Here is a 16,720-nt window from a genome sequence, read left to right on the forward strand (position 1 = left end):
GACGAATTCTGGAATGCTGAAACTGGCTACTTGCCGAGCATGCGCGACAACAAGCCCTTGCGCACCGGTCGGGAGCGAGCATACGCCAATATCACCGAAATGTTGTCGCGTCCCCCGCAGTCATTCGCACCATCCACCAGGGCGTGACCCTTTTCCTCCAGGGTGCCCGCGGTGACGAGGATGGCAGCAATGCGCTCGTCACTCATCATGTCACTCAGGCCGTCGGAGCAGAACAGGTAAAGGTCGTCTTCTTCGACCCGGTACTCGTTGACTTCAAGCAACACGGTGTCTTCGACACCGAGCGCACGCGTCACGAGATTCTTGTGCGTGGCGTACTGGGCCTGCTCCAGCGAGATCAGTCCGGCGTCGATCTGCTCCTGCAACAACGAATGGTCGCGCGTGATCTGCATGAAGTTGCCTTCGCGCAAGCGGTAGCAGCGGGAGTCACCCACGTGGCCGATCATGGCGCGCTCGCCGTGAAAGACGCCCATGACCAGCGTGGTGCCCATGCCGGAGTACTGGGGGTTGGAATTGGCGGCGTTGAAGATGGAGCGGTTGGCGTTGTCGATGCAGATTTCCATCGCCCGTTTGAGCTCGCGCCCGCTGGCCTCGTGTCCACCCTCCGACATCCACCGCCCGAGCTCGGTCCGGATGAAGGACGTGGCCATGGCGCTGGCGACTTCGCCCGCGTTGTAGCCGCCCATGCCATCGGCGAGCACGGCGATCTGGTTCTCGGGATCGAGGGACACTGAGTCCTCGTTGTTGTCCCTGATCAGACCCGGGTCCGTCAAACAAAAATACTCAAAAATCATGTCGTTCGACTTATATACGGACATCTGGGCTGTCAGTTTCCGACCTCACCGCCAACGGGGGCCGTGCTTCGACAACTGTGGAAAAAGTCACATCCTCGTCTTCCACCCCTGGCCAGGAAGACGCCGGTCCGGGATGCTCGCGGACGGTCTGCAAGAAAACCTTTTCATCCCCCCTGACCTGCGTCACCACCAGCGCCCTCACACGCTGCAACTCCGTGGCCAGTTCGGCACCCGTCTGGTAGCGCTGAACCGGTGATTTGGCCATGGCCTGGCTCAGTATATCGGCCAGTTGGGGGGGTAAATCCGGGCGTACGTCACACACACGGGCAGGTTCCTGGTTGGCGATCTGGTACATCAGGGCGGCCATCGAATCGCCCCGCAGCGGAAGCTGCCCGGTGAGCATCTGGAACAGCATCACGCCCAGGGAATAGAGGTCGGAGCGGCCATCCACGCGCTGGCCCGCCAGTTGTTCGGGCGACATGAAGCTGGGGGTGCCCAGCACCATGCCGGTCTTGGTCCGGCTCGACGTGGTAATGCGTGCGATGCCGAAATCGGTCACCTTCACCGAACCGGTCGCCGGGTCGTACATCACGTTGGCGGGCTTGATGTCGCGGTGCACCACTTCCTGGCGGTGTGCATGGTCCAGTGCCAGGGCCACGCGCTCGCCGATCTCCAGCACCGTGCCCACGGGCAGAAGGTGGCCAGGCCGGGTGTGCTCCATCAGGTCACGGCCCTGCAGGAATTCCATGGCGATGTAGGCCAGGTCCTGCTCCTCGCCCGCATCGAAGATGGTGACGATGTGCGGATGTTGCAGCCGTCCGGCGGTCTCGGCTTCGCGGAAGAAGCGCTCCCGCGCCTCGTTGAGCTCCGCGCCTTCGAACTCGGCGCTCAGGGCCAGGGTCTTGATGGCCACGGTGCGCCCGATCTTGGGATCGCGACCCAGGTAGACCACGCCCATGGCGCCCTTGCCCAGTTCTTTCTCCACCTGGTAGCGGCCCAGCATGGGTTTCTCCACGCCGTCGCCACTGAGCAGCAACGTGCCGCCGGGGTGCGAAGAACCACCTCCCAGCACCACGGTTTCCGACAGGTTCCTGGCTCGCTTCAGGCGCTCCTGCACGTCGGTGTTCTTGCGATCCAGGCTGGCCATGTGCTCGTACACCGATTCGGCCTTGTTGAACTGGCGCTTGCGCTCGAAGTCCAGGGCGAGGTGCTTGAGGTTCTCCATCAGCGTCTCGCTGAAGGGCACGCGGCGCAGGCGATCGAAAGCCATGTCGAGCTGACCCTGGCTCTGCAAGCTCAGCGCCATCTGCCGGTTGGTTTCGGCCGACTCTTCATCGGACTTGAGCTTGCCCGCTTCAGTCACCAGAAAACGGCGCGTGGTCAGCGCCAGGTGGCCGATGAGCAGCAGCGCCGCCGGGAACACCAGTTGCAGCCACAGGGAAGCGCCTGCGAGCAACTGGTACTGCGCACCCAGCATCAGCACGAACAGGGTGCCGGTGACCGCCGCACCCGCACCCGCGGACAGGCGGGGCAGCACGCCCACCAGATAGGCCGCGACCAGCAGCAGGACCCCCAGTTCGGCCAGGCCGCTCCAGGCCGGTTGTTCAATGAAGTGCCCGCTGAGGATGCTCGAGGTAATGTGCGCCAGGATGAGTGCCGGTGACATGGCCGCCGAGACGGGTGTGGTGAACAAAGTGCCCACGCCAGCCGCCGTGGCGCCAATGATGACGATCTTGCCGGCGTACTTCGATGCAGGGATTCGACCCGAACTCACGTCGTAGAAGGAGTCCACTGCGAAAGCTGGTTTGCCGTCGCGGTCAGGGTAGAACTGCGGCAACAGGCGCGCCGAGGCGTCGGTGGGAATGGTGGTGGGGCCCAGTTGCACGCCATGACCGGGCAGCAACCGGATGTCGGACGTGTTGAGGTTCAGGCTGTGAGCGGCGGTGGCGAGGCCCATCGAAGGCACGGCAAAACCATCGAATTGCACGAGCAGGGGTTCCTGCCGCACCGAGCCGTCGATGTCCGGCAGCTGGTTGAGGTGCGCGACCGCGCGAGCGGCTTCGCCGATGGCAGACAGCGGTTGTTGCGTCCGCTGTGCCGGCACGCCAAAGGCGGCGTCATCGGCCACGGCGCTGCGCTGTGCGAAGGCGGGCAGCGGTTCATCAGGCCGACCCAAAGGTTGTCCCAGCGTGAAGACCGAGGGCACGATCACATTGCCGGCGCGGGCGATGCTGGCCACCAGGCGGGCGTCGGCATCCAGCTGTTGTTCGGCTTCGCCGATGAAGCGCAGAAGCTGCTCGCGAGACCGACTCCCCAGGTCGGGCAGGCGCGAGGCGCCTGCCACAGAACCATCGATGTGGCCGCGCATCTCGCGCAGCACGGTCAGACCACGATCGGTCTGGGGTTCGAAAAAGAAGGCGGTGTGCGCCACCGTGCGGGCCTTGGCATCGCCGAGCTGATCGATCAGCCGGGCGTGGACATCGCGTGGCCAGGGCCAGCGCCCGATGTTGGCGATGCTCTCGTCGTCAATCGCGATGACGGCGATCTGGTTGCTGGGTACGCGATCCCTGGCGGTGCTGGCAAGGTCGTAGAAGCGCCGCTCCAGGCCGCTGAACAGGTCGGTGGTGGCGTGCAGCACGAACACCGCGAGCACGACGCACAGGCCCATGACGGCATCGGATCGCCAGATCCGGCCTGAGCCTTTTCCTGATTTCGGTTTGCTGCTGGACACGTGCGGAATTTTCCGGGTTGATTCGCCTGCTGGTCGCCGCGAACTGCCCGAAGGTCAGTGGCACGCGCACCAATGGACATTCGGCCAGGGCCGAAGACCAAGGTGTTGCATTCTGTTTCAACCCTTCCCGGACGATCAAGGTCCTTTGTGGGATTCCCGCCAAAAACCTACCACAGGCGAAAAAAAGGCAACGCAAGCGTTGCCCTTTTCACGGTGCCCGGCTGCTTCAGAGCTGCGCCTTGAGCAGCTTGGCCAGCTCGGAGAAGTTGCGGGTCACGGTGAAACCGGACTCTTCCATGATGGCGAGCTTGGCATCGGCCGTGTCGGCGCCACCGGAAATCAGTGCGCCGGCATGGCCCATGCGCTTGCCGGGAGGTGCGGTCACACCGGCAATGAAGCCGACCACGGGCTTCTTCATGTTGGCCTTGCACCAGCGGGCCGCGTCGGCCTCGTCCGGGCCGCCGATTTCGCCGATCATGATCACGGCATCGGTGTCGGGATCGTCGTTGAAGGCCTTCATCACGTCGATGTGCTTCAGGCCATTGATCGGGTCGCCACCGATGCCCACGGCACTGGACTGGCCCAGCCCGATTTCGGTGAGCTGCGCCACGGCTTCATAGGTCAGCGTACCGGAGCGCGAGACCACGCCGATGCGACCCTTGCGGTGGATGTGGCCGGGCATGATGCCGATCTTGATCTCGTCGGGCGTGATCAGGCCGGGGCAGTTCGGGCCGAGCAGCAGCGTCTTCTTGCCACCGGCGGCTTCCTTGGCCTTCATCTTGTTGCGCACTTCCAGCATGTCGCGCACCGGAATGCCTTCGGTGATGCAGATCGCCATGTCCAGATCGGCCTCAACCGCTTCCCAGATCGCGGCGGCGGCGCCCGGAGGCGGCACGTAGATCACGGACACGGTCGCGCCGGTCTGCTGGGCGGCTTCCTTGACCGAGGCATAGATCGGGATCTTGAAGATCGACTCGCCGGCCTTCTTCGGGTTCACGCCGGCCACGAAGGCGTTCTTGCCGTTCGCGTACTCCTGGCACTTTTCCGTGTGGAACTGACCGGTCTTGCCGGTAATGCCTTGCGTGATGACTTTGGTGTCTTTGTTGATGTAGATCGACATGACGGCTCCTTAGGCTTTCTTGACTGCTGCCACGACCTTCTGGGCCGCTTCCGCCATGGTGTCGGCACTGATGATGGGCAGGCCGGAGTCGGCCAGCAACTTCTTGCCTTCGACCTCATTCGTGCCCTTCATGCGCACGACCAGCGGCACCTGCAGGTTCACAGCCTTGCAGGCTGCAATCACGCCAGTGGCGATGGTGTCGCACTTCATGATGCCGCCGAAGATGTTGACGAGGATGGCCTCCACGTTCTTGTTCTTCAACATGATCTTGAAGGCTTCGGTCACCTTCTCGGGGGTGGCACCGCCGCCCACGTCGAGGAAGTTGGCCGGCTCGCCGCCGAAGAGCTTGATGGTGTCCATCGTCGCCATGGCCAGGCCGGCGCCGTTCACCAGGCAGCCGATGTTGCCGTCCAGGCTGATGTAGGCAAGGTCGAACTTGGACGCCTCGACTTCAGCCGGGTCTTCCTCGTCCAGGTCGCGCAGGGCCACGATCTCGGGGTGGCGGAACAGCGCGTTGCTGTCGAAATTAAACTTGGAGTCCAGGGCAATGATGTTGCCCTTGCCATCGCGGTTCAGCGGGTTGATCTCCACCAGTGCCGCATCGGTATCCATGTAGCACTTGTAGAGCTTCTGGCACACGTCGATGAACTGGGCCTGGGAGTCGGCGGGCATGCCGATGGCGCTGGCGATCTTCTTGCCCTGCGCTTCGGTCATGCCGGCCAGAGGGTCGATGAATTCGGTGATGATTTTCTCGGGCGTGGCATGCGCCACTTCCTCGATGTCCATGCCGCCCTCGCTGGAAGCGATGAACGCGACCTTCTGCGTGGCGCGATCGGTCACGACCGACAGGTAGTACTCCTTCTGGATATCGGCACCGTCTTCGATATAGAGGCGGCGAACCTTCTGGCCTTCGGGGCCGGTCTGGTGCGTCTTGAGCTGCATGCCCAGAATCTCGCCCGCCAGACGCTTGACGTCGTCGACCGACTTGGCGACCTTAACGCCACCGCCCTTGCCTCGGCCACCGGCGTGGATCTGGGCCTTGACCACCCAGATCGGGCCGCCTAGCTTCTGGGCGGCTTCCACCGCCTCCTGCACCGTGAACGCTGCGATGCCGCGCGGCACCGGGACACCAAACTGGCGCAGGATGTCCTTGCCTTGGTATTCGTGGATCTTCATGAGGGGATCTCTCAGGAATGGGTCAATGGGTGTCGGCCCAGAGCGACGGGGCCGAGATGCGGTCACTGAAAACAGCAACCGGGGACTGTATCATGGTGCAACGCACCAAAAGCGGGCGGCACCGCCCGCGATTTTGGGACCCACCCCTGAATCCACACTGACAAGGCAGAGCGGCCATGGCCAAGGTTTTCATCGACGGCGAAGCAGGCACCACCGGGCTGCAGATTCGCGAACGCCTGCAGGGCATGCCCGGCGTGGAGGTGGTGAGCATCGCTTCCGAGCGCCGCAAGGATCCTGCGGCCAAGCGCGAATTGATGGCGCAGGTGGACCTGGTCATCCTCTGCCTGCACGACGACGCCGCGCGCGAATCGGTCGCCATGATTGACGCCCTGCCGGGCAAGAAACCCAAGATCATCGACGCCTCCACCGCGCACCGCACCGCACCCGGCTGGGTGTTCGGCTTCCCTGAACTGGCTGCCGGCCAGCGCGAGGCCGTGGTGAACGCAGACCGGGTGGCCAACCCCGGCTGCTATGCCACCGGCGCCATTGCCCTGCTGCGCCCTCTGGTCGATGCGGGCATCCTCCCCGCCGACCACCCGGTCTGCCTGCCCGCCGTGAGCGGGTTCTCCGGCGGCGGACGCACCATGATCGAGGCCTACGAGAAAAACGATGCGCCCGCCTTCGAGCTGTATGCGTTGGGCCTCAAGCACAAGCACATTCCCGAGATCCTGGCCTACAGCGGCCTCAAGCGCCGGCCGATCTTCCTGCCTGCGGTGGGCAACTTCGCGCAAGGCATGCTGGTGCAATTGCCGCTTCACCTGGACACCTTGCCCGGCTCGCCCTCAGCCACGGCTTTGCAAGCCGCGTATGAAAAGCATTACGCCGGCAGCGAATGGGTGAGCGTCCAGCCAGCCACGGACGACGGCAAACTGGACGCCCTCGCCCTCAACGACACCAACCGGCTGGAAATCCGCGTGTTCGGCAACGTCGAAGCGCGCCATGCGGTGGTGGTGGCTCGGCTGGACAACCTGGGCAAAGGGGCCAGCGGCGCGGCGGTGCAAAACCTCAAACTCATGCTCGCCCTGTAGGCCCGTCGAAAAACGGGGTCTTCGTTCGTCGTAGGACGGATGGCGCTGAACAAGGTTGGGTGCCACGCGCGCCGAACCTCAGGAGACTTCGCATGACATCCGCCCGACCCGCCGTCGAGATCGCACCGGCCAAAGCCACCCGCCGCGAATGGGTGGCCCTGGCCGTGATCGCCCTGCCCTGTCTGGTCTATGCCATGGACCTGACGGTGCTCAACCTCGCTCTGCCCGCGATCAGCGCCGACCTGCGGCCCACCGCCTCGCAGCTGCTGTGGATCATCGACATCTACGGCTTCATGGTCGCGGGCCTGCTCATCACCATGGGCACGCTCGGCGACAAGCTCGGGCGCCGCCGGCTGCTGATGATCGGGGCGGCCGCATTTGCTGCAGCGTCGGTCGCGGCGGCGCTGTCCACCACGGCGCACGCGCTCATTGCCACACGCGCGCTGCTGGGCATCGCCGGGGCCACGCTGGCGCCTTCCACGCTGTCGCTCATCTCGAACATGTTCCGCGACGAACGCGAGCGGCGCGTGGCCATCGGCATCTGGATCTCCAGCTATTCGGTGGGGGGTGCGATCGGCCCGCTGGTAGGCGGGGTGATCCTGCAGTACTTCGCCTGGCCGGCGATCTTCTGGGCGGCGGTGCCGGTCATGTTGCTGCTGCTGGTGGTGGGCCCATTGTTGTTGCCGGAGTACCGCGATGAACAAGCCGGCCGGCTTGACTTCGTCAGCGTGGGCCTGTCGCTCGCTGCCGTGCTGGGCGGCGTGTTCGCGCTCAAGCAGGCGGCCGAGGGGCAAGGGAGCTGGCTGACCTGGCTGTCGGCCGTCCTGGGGCTGGCTGCCGGCCTGGCCTTCGTGCGTCGGCAACGCCGCATCGACTACCCGCTGCTCGACCTCAAACTCTTTTCACAACCGCGCTTTGCCGCCGCTATCTGCACCTACGCGCTCACGTCGTTCGCGATGTTCGGTGTCTACATCTTCATCTCGCAGCACCTGCAGTTGGTGCTGGGCCTTTCGCCGCTGGTCGCAGGCCTGTGCACCGTGCCTTGGGCGCTGTCGTTCGTGGTGGGCTCGATGTTCACGCCAGCCATCGCACAGCGCTGGTCGGCTCCGCGGACCATGCTCGGCGGGCTGGCGCTGGCGGCCTTCGGATTCGCCGGAATGACGTTGGTGGACACCGCCCACGGCCTGTCCGCTCTGGTCGTGGGCATGACGATCATGGGCATCGGCATGGCACCCGTGTTCACCCTGGGCAACGACATCGTGATCAGCTCGGCGCCGCCCGAACGCGCGGGGGCGGCATCGGCGCTGTCCGAAACCAGCGCCGAATTCTCCGGCGCGCTGGGCATCGCGGTGTTCGGCAGCCTGGCCACCAGCCTTTACCGCGGCGGCATGGCGGGCCAGTTGCCACCAGGCCTGCCCGACGCGCTGGTGGCGGAAACTCTGACGCTGGGGGGCGCACTCACCGTGGCAGACAGCTTGCCAGCGCCGCTCGGCGACGCACTGCGACAAGCGGCGCGCGCTTCATTCGTCGACGGCTTGCAGGCGGCGGCGGTGCTGGGCACCGGCATCATGGTGTTCAGCGGCTGGCTGGCCTGGCGCATGTTGCGCGCGCCCGGCGCGCGTGTTCAGACTTCGTCGTCCTGAATCGCGGCGCCCCGCACCACACGCCTCACCAACTCGGTACCGAACCCCCGGTTGAGCAGGAACCGCGTCTGCTTGCCGTGTTCGGCCGCGTCGCGCGGTGGTTGGCCGAACTTCCTGCGCCAGACCTCGAGAGCGCGCGCTTCCTCGGAGCCCTGCAGGCCAGCCACCGCTTCGGCCACCGCCTGCGCATCCAGCCCTTTGGCCTGCAGTTCCTGGCGCACACGGGCCGCGCCCAGGCGGCTCGAGCGGCGGTGCACCACCGACTCGATCACGCGCTGCTCGTTGATGAAGCCCTTGGCCTCGAGTTCGTCCAGGGCTCTGTTCAGCTCACCAGGTTCGGTTTCATGCGTGCGCAGCTTGCGCTGCAGTTCGGCCCGCGAATGCTCGCGGCCCGCCAGCAAGCGCAGCGCCCGGCCCTTGAGGGAAATCTCGTCGAAACCCACGTCGCCTCATTCGGCCACGGGTGCGGTGACGCCGTCCTTCGCCTTCGCGGCCTTCTCGGCCTTGCCTGGCTTGGCCGCCGGTGCGGGCGGTTCATCCACCGGCAGCAGCGGCACGCCCAGCTCGGTGCGCACCTTGTTCTCCATCTCCACGCGCAGTTCGGGGTTCTCGCGCAGGAATTCGCGCGAGTTGTCACGGCCCTGGCCGATCTTCTCGCCGTTGTAGGCGTACCAGGCGCCCGACTTCTCCACCACGCGGTGCAGAACGCCGAGGTCGAGGATTTCGCCCTCGCGGCTGATGCCTTCGCCGAAGAGGATGTCGAACTCGGCCGTCTTGAAGGGCGGCGAGACCTTGTTCTTGACGACCTTGACCTTGGTCTCGTTGCCGATCGCTTCTTCACCCTTCTTGATGGTGCCGGTGCGGCGGATGTCCAGCCGGACCGAGGCGTAGAACTTCAGCGCGTTGCCGCCCGTGGTGGTTTCCGGGCTGCCGAACATCACGCCGATCTTCATGCGGATCTGGTTGATGAAGATGACCATGCAATTGGTCTTCTTGATGTGCGCGGTAAGCTTGCGCAGCGCCTGGCTCATCAGGCGGGCTTGCAGGCCGGGCAGCGAATCGCCCATCTCGCCTTCGAGTTCGGCCTTGGGCGTGAGCGCGGCCACCGAGTCGACCACGATGAGGTCGACCGCACCGGAGCGCACCAGGCTGTCGACGATCTCGAGCGCCTGTTCACCGGTGTCGGGTTGGGAGATGAGCAGATCCTGCAGATTCACGCCGAGCTTCTGCGCGTACTGGATGTCCAGCGCATGTTCGGCATCCACGAACGCGCACTGGCCGCCGAGCTTCTGCATCTCGGAGATCACCTGCAGGGTGAGCGTGGTCTTGCCCGAGGATTCCGGGCCGTAGATTTCCACCACCCGGCCACGCGGCAGACCGCCCACGCCCAGGGCGATGTCCAGTCCGAGCGAGCCGGTGGACACCACCTGGATGTCTTCGATGACCTCGCCTTCGCCCAGCCGCATGATCGTGCCCTTGCCGAACTGCTTCTCGATCTGGGCCAGCGCGACCTGCAAGGCCTTGGCTTTTTCGCTGTTGAGGGGGTTGTTCTTGACGGCTGCGTCCATGGAGGGCTCCTGAGCGGGTTTTAGGATTCGCATCGCCTTGTGGTTGTGTACAGGCTGGATGCTTGAACAGCAGTTTACAGGTGAGTTGATTGAATTTTTTCAATTATTTGGTCAGTTTGCCTTACGATTTGACAATGACTGAAAACCAGCCTCTTCCCGACGACCGCTGGCGCGTGGGCCACCTGGGCCGACTGCTGGGCCAGGCCATGCGCCGCTTCGACGAGCGCGTGCTCCATCTCATGGCGCACGACCCCAACGTGCCGCTGGCGCTGTCGCACCTGGCGGCGCGCTCGCAGGTCGGCGCGGCCCACGTCCACATCACCCGCCACCTGGGCCTGAACGGCTCGCGGCTCACCGAGCTGGCGCGGCAGGCGGGCATGAGCAAACAGGCCATGGGCGACCTGGTGACGCAATGCGAGGCCTGGGGGCTGGTGCGGCGTGAACCGGATGCGCGCGATGCGCGGGCAAGGCGCATCGTGTTCACTGCCACCGGCCTGCTGTGGCTGGAGGGATTCCGCCAGGCGGTGGCACAGGCCGAGGCCGAGTTCCGGCACCAGGTGGGCGAGGAAGTGGCCACCGTGGTGGCCCTGGGCCTGGAAGCCTATGGGACTTGACTCAGATCACGGTCCCTGAGACAAGTGGCCCTCTAGAATCGATTCGATCGCGAGCAGCCTCGCGGCGTCCTCACAAGAACGGCTTCTGGAGACCACCATGCGCATCCTCATTGCAGAAGACGATCAGGTTCTGGCCGATGGCCTGATGCGCAGCCTGCGCGCGGCCGGTGCGGCGGTGGACCATGTAGCCAGTGGCAACGAAGCGGATGCGGCCCTGCTCACCAACAACGAGTTCGATCTGCTGATCCTCGACCTGGGTCTGCCCAGGCTGCATGGCCTGGAGGTGCTCAAGCGCCTGCGCTCGCGCGGCTCCACCCTGCCGGTGCTCATCCTCACCGCGGCCGACAGCGTCGAGGAACGCGTCAAGGGTCTGGACTATGGCGCCGACGACTACATGGCCAAGCCGTTCTCGCTGCAGGAACTCGAAGCGCGGGTGCGGGCCCTGGCGCGCCGCGGCATGGGTGGGTCCACCAACACCATCCGCCACGGCCCGCTGGAGTACGACCAGGCGGGCCGCGTGGCCACCATCGACGGCAAGATGGTGGAGCTCTCTGCGCGTGAGCTCGGGTTGCTGGAGGTGCTTCTGCAACGCGCCGGGCGCCTGGTGAGCAAGGACCAGCTGGTCGAGCGGCTCTGCGAATGGGGCGAAGAGGTGAGCAACAACGCCATCGAGGTCTACATTCACCGCCTGCGCAAGAAGATCGAGAAGGGGCCCATCCGCATTGCGACTGTGCGCGGCCTGGGCTACTGCCTTGAAAAAATCAGCGGCTGACGACCGCATCTTCAGTGAGCCCCAGCCCCCCGTGGAAAACAAGGGGCCCTTTGGCTTGTTCCAGCGCGAGCAGCGCAGCCTGTTCGGCGAACTGCTGGACTGGATGCTCACGCCACTGCTGCTGCTGTGGCCACTCTCGCTGGCGCTGACCTGGTTCGTGGCACAGGGGATCGCGAGCAAGCCGTTCGATCGGGCACTCGAATTCAACCTGCAGGTGCTCACGCGGCTGGTCGTGCTCGAGGAAGAGCGGATCGTTTTCAAACTCGATTCGCAGGCGCGCGACCTGTTGCGCGCCGACACCGGCGACCTCGTGTACTACCAGGTACTGGGTCCGCGCGGCGAGCTCATCAGCGGCGAGGTCGACATGCCACGACCGGGCGACGAGGAGCGGCCCGAGCCCGGCCGCGTGATGCTGCGCGACGAGGGAATGCGGGGCGACGAAGTTCGCGTGGCCTACACGTGGCTCGCCCGCAACGGCAGCGAGCGGCTCGTGCTGGTGCAACTGGCTGAGACCAAAGGCAAGCGCTCCACGCTGGCCACCGAGATCATCAAGGGCGTGATGGTGCCGCAATTCGTCATCCTGCCACTCGCGGTGCTGCTGGTGTGGCTGGCGCTGGTGCGCGGCATTCGTCCGCTCAACGTGCTCGAGCAGCGCATCCGGGCGCGCAAGCCCGACGACCTGAGTCCGATCGAGGAATCCTTCGTGCCTCAGGAGGTGGCGCCGCTGGTCTCTTCGATCAACGACCTGCTGACGCGCCTGAAGGCATCGCTGACGACGCAGAAGCGCTTTCTGGCCGATGCCGCGCACCAGCTCAAGACACCGCTGGCCGGCCTGCGCATGCAGGCCGAGCTGGCACAACGAGAAGTCGACCCCATGGAAATCCGCGGGTCGCTGCGACAGATCGCTCGCGCGAGCACGCGTGCCACCCACACAGTCAACCAGTTGCTCGCGCTGGCGCGGGCCGAAACCACCGGCCGCTCCCTGCCGAACGAACGCATTGAACTCTCACGCCTGGTCAGGGGCGTGGTGCAGGCCTCGGTGCCGAGAGCGCTGGAGCATGGCATCGACCTCGGATTCGAGGGGCCCGAGGAGACACCCGAGAACTGCCTGATCGATGGCAACCCCACCTTGCTGCAGGAAATGGTGCGCAACCTGCTGGACAACGCGATCAACTACAGCGGACAAGGGGGCGTGGTCACGGTGCGGGTGCTGCTGGATCGCTTCAGTGGCGTGCAGATCCTGCAGGTCGAGGACAACGGCCCGGGCATTCCGGAAAACGAGCGAGAGCTCGTGCTCCAGCCCTTCTACCGCGCACTGGGCACCAATGTCGATGGCTCGGGCCTGGGTCTGGCCATCGTGCAGGAAATCGCACAGCAGCACGGCGCCATGGTCATCATGGAGGACGCGCACACCGAGCGAAGCCCGCGCGGGCTTCGTGTATCGCTGCGCTTCGCCCCTTTCCGGCCGCCGGTGCAGGAGTGAGGCTCAGGCCGCTGCCGGCTTGTAGACGTTGAGCTGCAGCCGCTCGCGCTCGATCGCCCGAGCCACGGCGGGCAGGGCCGCAAAGCGTTGCACGAGCGCCCACGTGGCCGGCAGGCTGGCGGGATCGATGCCGGCGTAGCCGCCCCAGCGCAGCAGCGTGAGCGCATACGCGTCCAGCGCTCCGGGACGCTCCCCCATGATCCATGGCGATGCCTTCACTGCGAGCGTCTCGATCTCGCCCAGCAAACCGCGGTAAGACTGCGTGGCAAAGGCCTTGACGCCCGCCTTGATGGCTTCGTCGTCGCTGTATTTCTCGGGCATGAACACGTGCGTGAAGGTCGGGTGAACGGTGTTGTTCATCCAGGCCAGGGTCTGCAGGGCGCGAGTCCGCTTCACACCGGAGGCGGGCAGGATGCCGGCCTGCGGAAACTTCGCGTCCAGATGCAGCAGGATCGCCACGATCTGGGTAACGACCTCGCCGTCGTCCACCAGCACCGGCACCTGGCCGCGCGGATTGATCGCCAGGTACTCGGCGCTGCGCTGCTCGTTCTTGTGCAGCTTGACCATCGACGGTTCGAACTCGACCCCCGCGAGCTCCAGCATCGAATGCGGCACGAAGGAACAGGCACCCGGGGCGAAAAACAGTTTCAGGCTCATGCGGAAAATCCTTCTGGAAAATATCAGCTCAGGTGCTGGCCAACGATGCCTGCGATCTCGAACATCGTCACCTGGTCCTTGCCGAACACCGGCCGCAGCCTGGCGTCGGCGTTCACACGGCGCTTGTCCTTGGCGTCCTGCAGGCCGTTGGCCTTGATGTAGTCCCACAGCTTCTTCACCACCTCGGGCCGAGAGACCGCGCCGTCGCCGATCACAGCGGCCAGCGCGGCGCTGGGCTGCTTGCCGGTGGCGGCCGTGGTCTTGCGCGGAGCCTTGGTGGCCGCCGCCTTTTTTGCCGGCGCCTTCTTCGCGGGCGCGGCTTTCTTGGCGGGCGCGGCCTTGGCCGGCGCCCCGGCAGCGGTCTTGCGCGGCGGGAACTTCGACGCACGGGGCTCGAATTCGAAGTTCACCTTGCCGGCTTCCTTGTCCCAGGCCAGGAAGGCCTTGAACGCGCGGCGCGTGCGCATGGAGACGAACTTGTCGAGCAGGTCGGTCTTGCCGGTTTCGAGCAGCTTGCTCATCTGCTCGCGCGCCACCGGCTGCTGCAGGATGATCTTGCCGCTCTTGAAGTCGCAGGTGGGCGTGGGCTGGGCCAGCGTGGGCACGGCGCGCTCACACACGTAGTTGCTGCCATGCTCGTGCACCGCGCCACCGCATTTGGGGCACTGGCCCAGCGATTCGCTGCCGGTGAAGTCCACGAGCTCGCCGGTTTCCTCGCCCTTCTTGTCGTCGCCGAAGTCGAACTCGAGCTTCCAGTTCTTTTCCTCTTCGTTGAACTTGATGACGATCTCGGCCACGAACGGCCAGCCAGCCTTGGAGCGGAAGCCCTCGAGCGGTCCGATCTTCTTGTCCCGCAGCAGTTGTTCTGCTTCCTCGGGTTCGAAAGTGCGCCCGGCCGGCGATTTGCCAAAAGAGAAGCCGCAGCCGTCGCTGTTGCCGTCCACGCCGGTGCAGCCATAGCGGCGGTAGTTTTCCTTCACCACACCACCGCAGTTAGGGCAGGGCGTGGCGAGCGTGGCGTAGTTGCCTGGAATGGTGTCGCGGTCGTATTCCTTGGCCTTCTTCACCATGCGCTCGGTCATGGCGGCGATCTCGCCCATGAATGCCGAGCGGCTGAGCTTGCCGTGCTCCATCTGCGCCAGCTTGTATTCCCATTCGCCCGTGAGCTCGGCCTTGGAGAGCTCCTCCACGCCCAGGCCACGCAACAGCGTCATGAGCTGGAAGGCCTTGGCCGTGGGAATGATCTCGCGGCCTTCGCGGAACATGTACTTCTCGGTCAGCAGGCCTTCGATGATGGCCGCGCGCGTGGCAGGCGTGCCCAGGCCTTTTTCCTGCATGGCTTCGCGCAGTTCGTCGTCGTCCACCAGCTTGCCCGCACCTTCCATGGCGCCCAGCAGCGTGGCTTCCGAATAGCGTGCGGGTGGCTTGGTCTTGAGGCCCTTGGGTTCCACCGATTCGGCGCGCACGGTTTCGCCTTCACGCACCGGCACCAGGTTCTGGCCCTTGTCGCCTTCCTTGGCATCGGTCACGTCTTCGGCCGCTTCCTTGCCGTACACGGCCATCCAGCCCGGCTTCACCAGCACCTTGCCCTCGGTCTTGAAGTGGTGGCCCACCGAAGACGTGATGCGCGTGGTGACCGTGAACTCGGCACTCGGGAAGAACACCGCCAGGAAGCGCCGCACCACCAGGTCGTACAGCTTCTGCTCGGCCTCGCTCAAGCCGCTGGGCGCCTGCAGCGTGGGGATGATGGCGAAGTGGTCGCTGACCTTGCTGTTGTCGAAGATGCGCTTGCTCGGGCGGATGTAGTTGTTGTCGAGCGCGGTCTTCGCGTGCGGCGCGAGGTGCTTCATGCCGCTGTCGGCCAGCATCTCGAAGGTCTGCTTGACCGTGGGCAGGTAATCCTCGGGCAGCGCGCGCGAGTCGGTTCGTGGATAGGTCAGGGCCTTGTGCCGCTCGTACAGGCTTTGCGCGAGCTGCAGGGTGGTCTTGGCCGAGAAGCCGAAGCGGCCGTTGGCCTCGCGCTGCAGGCTGGTCAGGTCGTACAGCAGACCGCTGGCCTGCGTGGTGGGCTTGCTCTCTTCCTTGACGCTTGCCGCCTTGCCACGCACAGCCTCGGCAATGGCCAGGGCTTCGCGCTGGTTCCAGACGCGGTCGGCGCGCAGCTCGGCATCGGCATCGTCGCCGGTCGGCTTCTTGAAGTCGGGGTTGAACCATTTGCCTGGGTACTCGCCAGCTTCGGCCAGGAAACTGGCATGGATTTCCCAGTAATCGCGGCTCTTGTGTGCGCGGATCTTTTCCTCGCGCTCGACCACAATGGACAGCGTAGGCGTCTGCACCCGGCCCACGGTGGTGAGGAAGAAACCGCCGTCGCGCGAATTGAACGCCGTCATGGCGCGCGTGCCGTTGATGCCGACCATCCAGTCGGCCTCGGAACGGCTGCGGGCGGCGTCGGCCAGGCCCAGCATCTGTTCGTTGGTGCGCAGGTGCTCGAAACCATCGCGGATGGCGGCCGGCGTCATGGACTGCAGCCACAGCCGCTGCACCGGCTTGCCCAGGTTCTGGTAGCTGCCGTTCCTGAGGCCGCCCGCGTACTGTTCGATCAACCGGAAGATGAGCTCGCCCTCGCGGCCCGCGTCGCAGGCATTGATGAGGCGCGACACATCCTTTCGCTTGACCAGCTTGACCACCGCCGACAGGCGCGACTTGGTCTTGTCGATCGGCTTGAGCTCGAAGTAGGGCGGCAACACCGGCAGGTGGGCGAAGCTCCACTTCCCCCGCTTCACATCGAACTCCTCGGGCGCAGCGATCTCCACCAGGTGACCCACAGCGGACGTCACCACGTACTTGTCGTTCTCGAAGTGGTCATCGTGCTTGTCGAACTTGCCCGCCACCGGGGTCAGCGCTCGCACGATGTCTTGGGCCACGGATGGCTTCTCGGCAATCACCAGGGTTTTCATCTCTACAATCGGCTTTCCACGCGCGTGTACACGCGCACATGGGCACGCGCACACCCGCGCGCACCTGCATGAAACAACCTTACCAAATATTTCGGCCGT

Annotated in this window: 13 protein-coding genes; 5 read left to right on the plus strand and 8 right to left on the minus strand. The window is 65.1% G+C overall.

The features are described from left to right. Window positions 1–26: 26 nt before the first annotated feature. From ACTIF6_RS02725 to sucC, 4 genes are all read right to left on the minus strand, one after another. A complete protein-coding gene (locus tag ACTIF6_RS02725) occupies window positions 27–812 on the minus strand; it encodes a Stp1/IreP family PP2C-type Ser/Thr phosphatase (protein WP_439586462.1) in 786 nt (261 codons plus the stop codon). 10 nt (window positions 813–822) lie between these two features. Further along, on the minus strand, window positions 823–3,543 hold the full coding sequence (locus ACTIF6_RS02730) for a CHASE2 domain-containing serine/threonine-protein kinase (RefSeq protein ID WP_439586463.1): 2,721 nt from the start codon (window positions 3,541–3,543) through the stop codon (window positions 823–825). 226 nt (window positions 3,544–3,769) lie between these two features. Further along, window positions 3,770–4,663 (minus strand): succinate--CoA ligase subunit alpha, encoded by an 894-nt coding sequence (gene sucD, locus ACTIF6_RS02735; protein ID WP_439586464.1) that lies wholly within the window; start codon window positions 4,661–4,663, stop codon window positions 3,770–3,772. A gap of 9 nt (window positions 4,664–4,672) precedes the next feature. Beyond that, entirely contained in the window at window positions 4,673–5,839 is a 1,167-nt protein-coding gene (gene sucC / locus ACTIF6_RS02740; protein ID WP_439586465.1) for an ADP-forming succinate--CoA ligase subunit beta, read from the minus strand. 176 nt (window positions 5,840–6,015) lie between these two features. Between sucC and argC the strand changes: the two genes are divergently transcribed. After that, window positions 6,016–6,927, plus strand: coding sequence for an N-acetyl-gamma-glutamyl-phosphate reductase (gene argC, locus ACTIF6_RS02745; RefSeq protein ID WP_439586466.1), 912 nt, complete (start codon window positions 6,016–6,018; stop codon window positions 6,925–6,927). A gap of 92 nt (window positions 6,928–7,019) precedes the next feature. Continuing rightward, window positions 7,020–8,570 carry an MFS transporter gene (locus ACTIF6_RS02750; protein WP_439586467.1) on the plus strand — a complete coding sequence of 517 codons (1,551 nt, stop codon included), beginning with the start codon at window positions 7,020–7,022 and terminating at the stop codon, window positions 8,568–8,570. On the opposite strand, the gene recX is transcribed toward ACTIF6_RS02750, so the two are convergent. Together recX and recA are read right to left on the minus strand one after the other, a co-directional pair. Continuing rightward, on the minus strand, window positions 8,552–9,013 hold the full coding sequence (gene recX, locus ACTIF6_RS02755; protein WP_439586468.1) for a recombination regulator RecX: 462 nt from the start codon (window positions 9,011–9,013) through the stop codon (window positions 8,552–8,554). The genes ACTIF6_RS02750 and recX overlap by 19 nt on opposite strands. Before the next feature lie 6 nt (window positions 9,014–9,019). Continuing rightward, complete coding sequence (gene recA, locus ACTIF6_RS02760) at window positions 9,020–10,138, minus strand: recombinase RecA (protein WP_439586469.1); 1,119 nt, start codon at window positions 10,136–10,138, stop codon at window positions 9,020–9,022. Between the two features lie 134 nt (window positions 10,139–10,272). Here recA and ACTIF6_RS02765 point away from each other — a divergent pair, with 134 nt between their 5' ends. The 3 genes from ACTIF6_RS02765 to ACTIF6_RS02775 all read left to right on the plus strand — a co-directional run bounded on the left by ACTIF6_RS02765 (window position 10,273) and on the right by ACTIF6_RS02775 (window position 13,007). Continuing rightward, window positions 10,273–10,752, plus strand: coding sequence for a MarR family winged helix-turn-helix transcriptional regulator (locus ACTIF6_RS02765; RefSeq protein ID WP_439586470.1), 480 nt, complete (start codon window positions 10,273–10,275; stop codon window positions 10,750–10,752). Window positions 10,753–10,849: 97 nt separating this feature from the next. Further along, window positions 10,850–11,524, plus strand: coding sequence for a response regulator (locus ACTIF6_RS02770; protein WP_439586471.1), 675 nt, complete (start codon window positions 10,850–10,852; stop codon window positions 11,522–11,524). A gap of 103 nt (window positions 11,525–11,627) precedes the next feature. Then, entirely contained in the window at window positions 11,628–13,007 is a 1,380-nt protein-coding gene (locus tag ACTIF6_RS02775; protein ID WP_439586532.1) for a sensor histidine kinase N-terminal domain-containing protein, read from the plus strand. Window positions 13,008–13,010: 3 nt separating this feature from the next. On the opposite strand, the gene ACTIF6_RS02780 is transcribed toward ACTIF6_RS02775, so the two are convergent. Further along, a complete protein-coding gene (locus ACTIF6_RS02780; protein ID WP_439586472.1) occupies window positions 13,011–13,664 on the minus strand; it encodes a glutathione S-transferase family protein in 654 nt (217 codons plus the stop codon). Window positions 13,665–13,687: 23 nt separating this feature from the next. Continuing rightward, on the minus strand, window positions 13,688–16,621 hold the full coding sequence (locus tag ACTIF6_RS02785) for a DNA topoisomerase III (RefSeq protein ID WP_439586473.1): 2,934 nt from the start codon (window positions 16,619–16,621) through the stop codon (window positions 13,688–13,690). Between the last annotated feature and the right edge of the window lie 99 nt (window positions 16,622–16,720).

Origin of the sequence: Hydrogenophaga sp. (assembly GCF_051860785.1) — a bacterium.
Classification (GTDB): domain Bacteria; phylum Pseudomonadota; class Gammaproteobacteria; order Burkholderiales; family Burkholderiaceae_C; genus Hydrogenophaga.

Bases quoted from the DNA above. Each gene is read 5' to 3' on its own strand.
- ACTIF6_RS02765 (WP_439586470.1), top strand. From the start codon at position 10,273: ATGACTGAAAACCAGCCTCTTCCCGACGACCGCTGGCGCGTGGGCCAC.
- ACTIF6_RS02750 (WP_439586467.1), top strand. From the start codon at position 7,020: ATGACATCCGCCCGACCCGCCGTCGAGATCGCACCGGCCAAAGCCACC.
- ACTIF6_RS02725 (WP_439586462.1), bottom strand. From the start codon at position 812: ATGATTTTTGAGTATTTTTGTTTGACGGACCCGGGTCTGATCAGGGAC.
- recA (WP_439586469.1), bottom strand. From the start codon at position 10,138: ATGGACGCAGCCGTCAAGAACAACCCCCTCAACAGCGAAAAAGCCAAG.
- ACTIF6_RS02775 (WP_439586532.1), top strand. From the start codon at position 11,628: ATGCTCACGCCACTGCTGCTGCTGTGGCCACTCTCGCTGGCGCTGACC.
- ACTIF6_RS02770 (WP_439586471.1), top strand. From the start codon at position 10,850: ATGCGCATCCTCATTGCAGAAGACGATCAGGTTCTGGCCGATGGCCTG.
- ACTIF6_RS02780 (WP_439586472.1), bottom strand. From the start codon at position 13,664: ATGAGCCTGAAACTGTTTTTCGCCCCGGGTGCCTGTTCCTTCGTGCCG.
- ACTIF6_RS02785 (WP_439586473.1), bottom strand. From the start codon at position 16,621: ATGAAAACCCTGGTGATTGCCGAGAAGCCATCCGTGGCCCAAGACATC.
- argC (WP_439586466.1), top strand. From the start codon at position 6,016: ATGGCCAAGGTTTTCATCGACGGCGAAGCAGGCACCACCGGGCTGCAG.
- sucC (WP_439586465.1), bottom strand. From the start codon at position 5,839: ATGAAGATCCACGAATACCAAGGCAAGGACATCCTGCGCCAGTTTGGT.
- sucD (WP_439586464.1), bottom strand. From the start codon at position 4,663: ATGTCGATCTACATCAACAAAGACACCAAAGTCATCACGCAAGGCATT.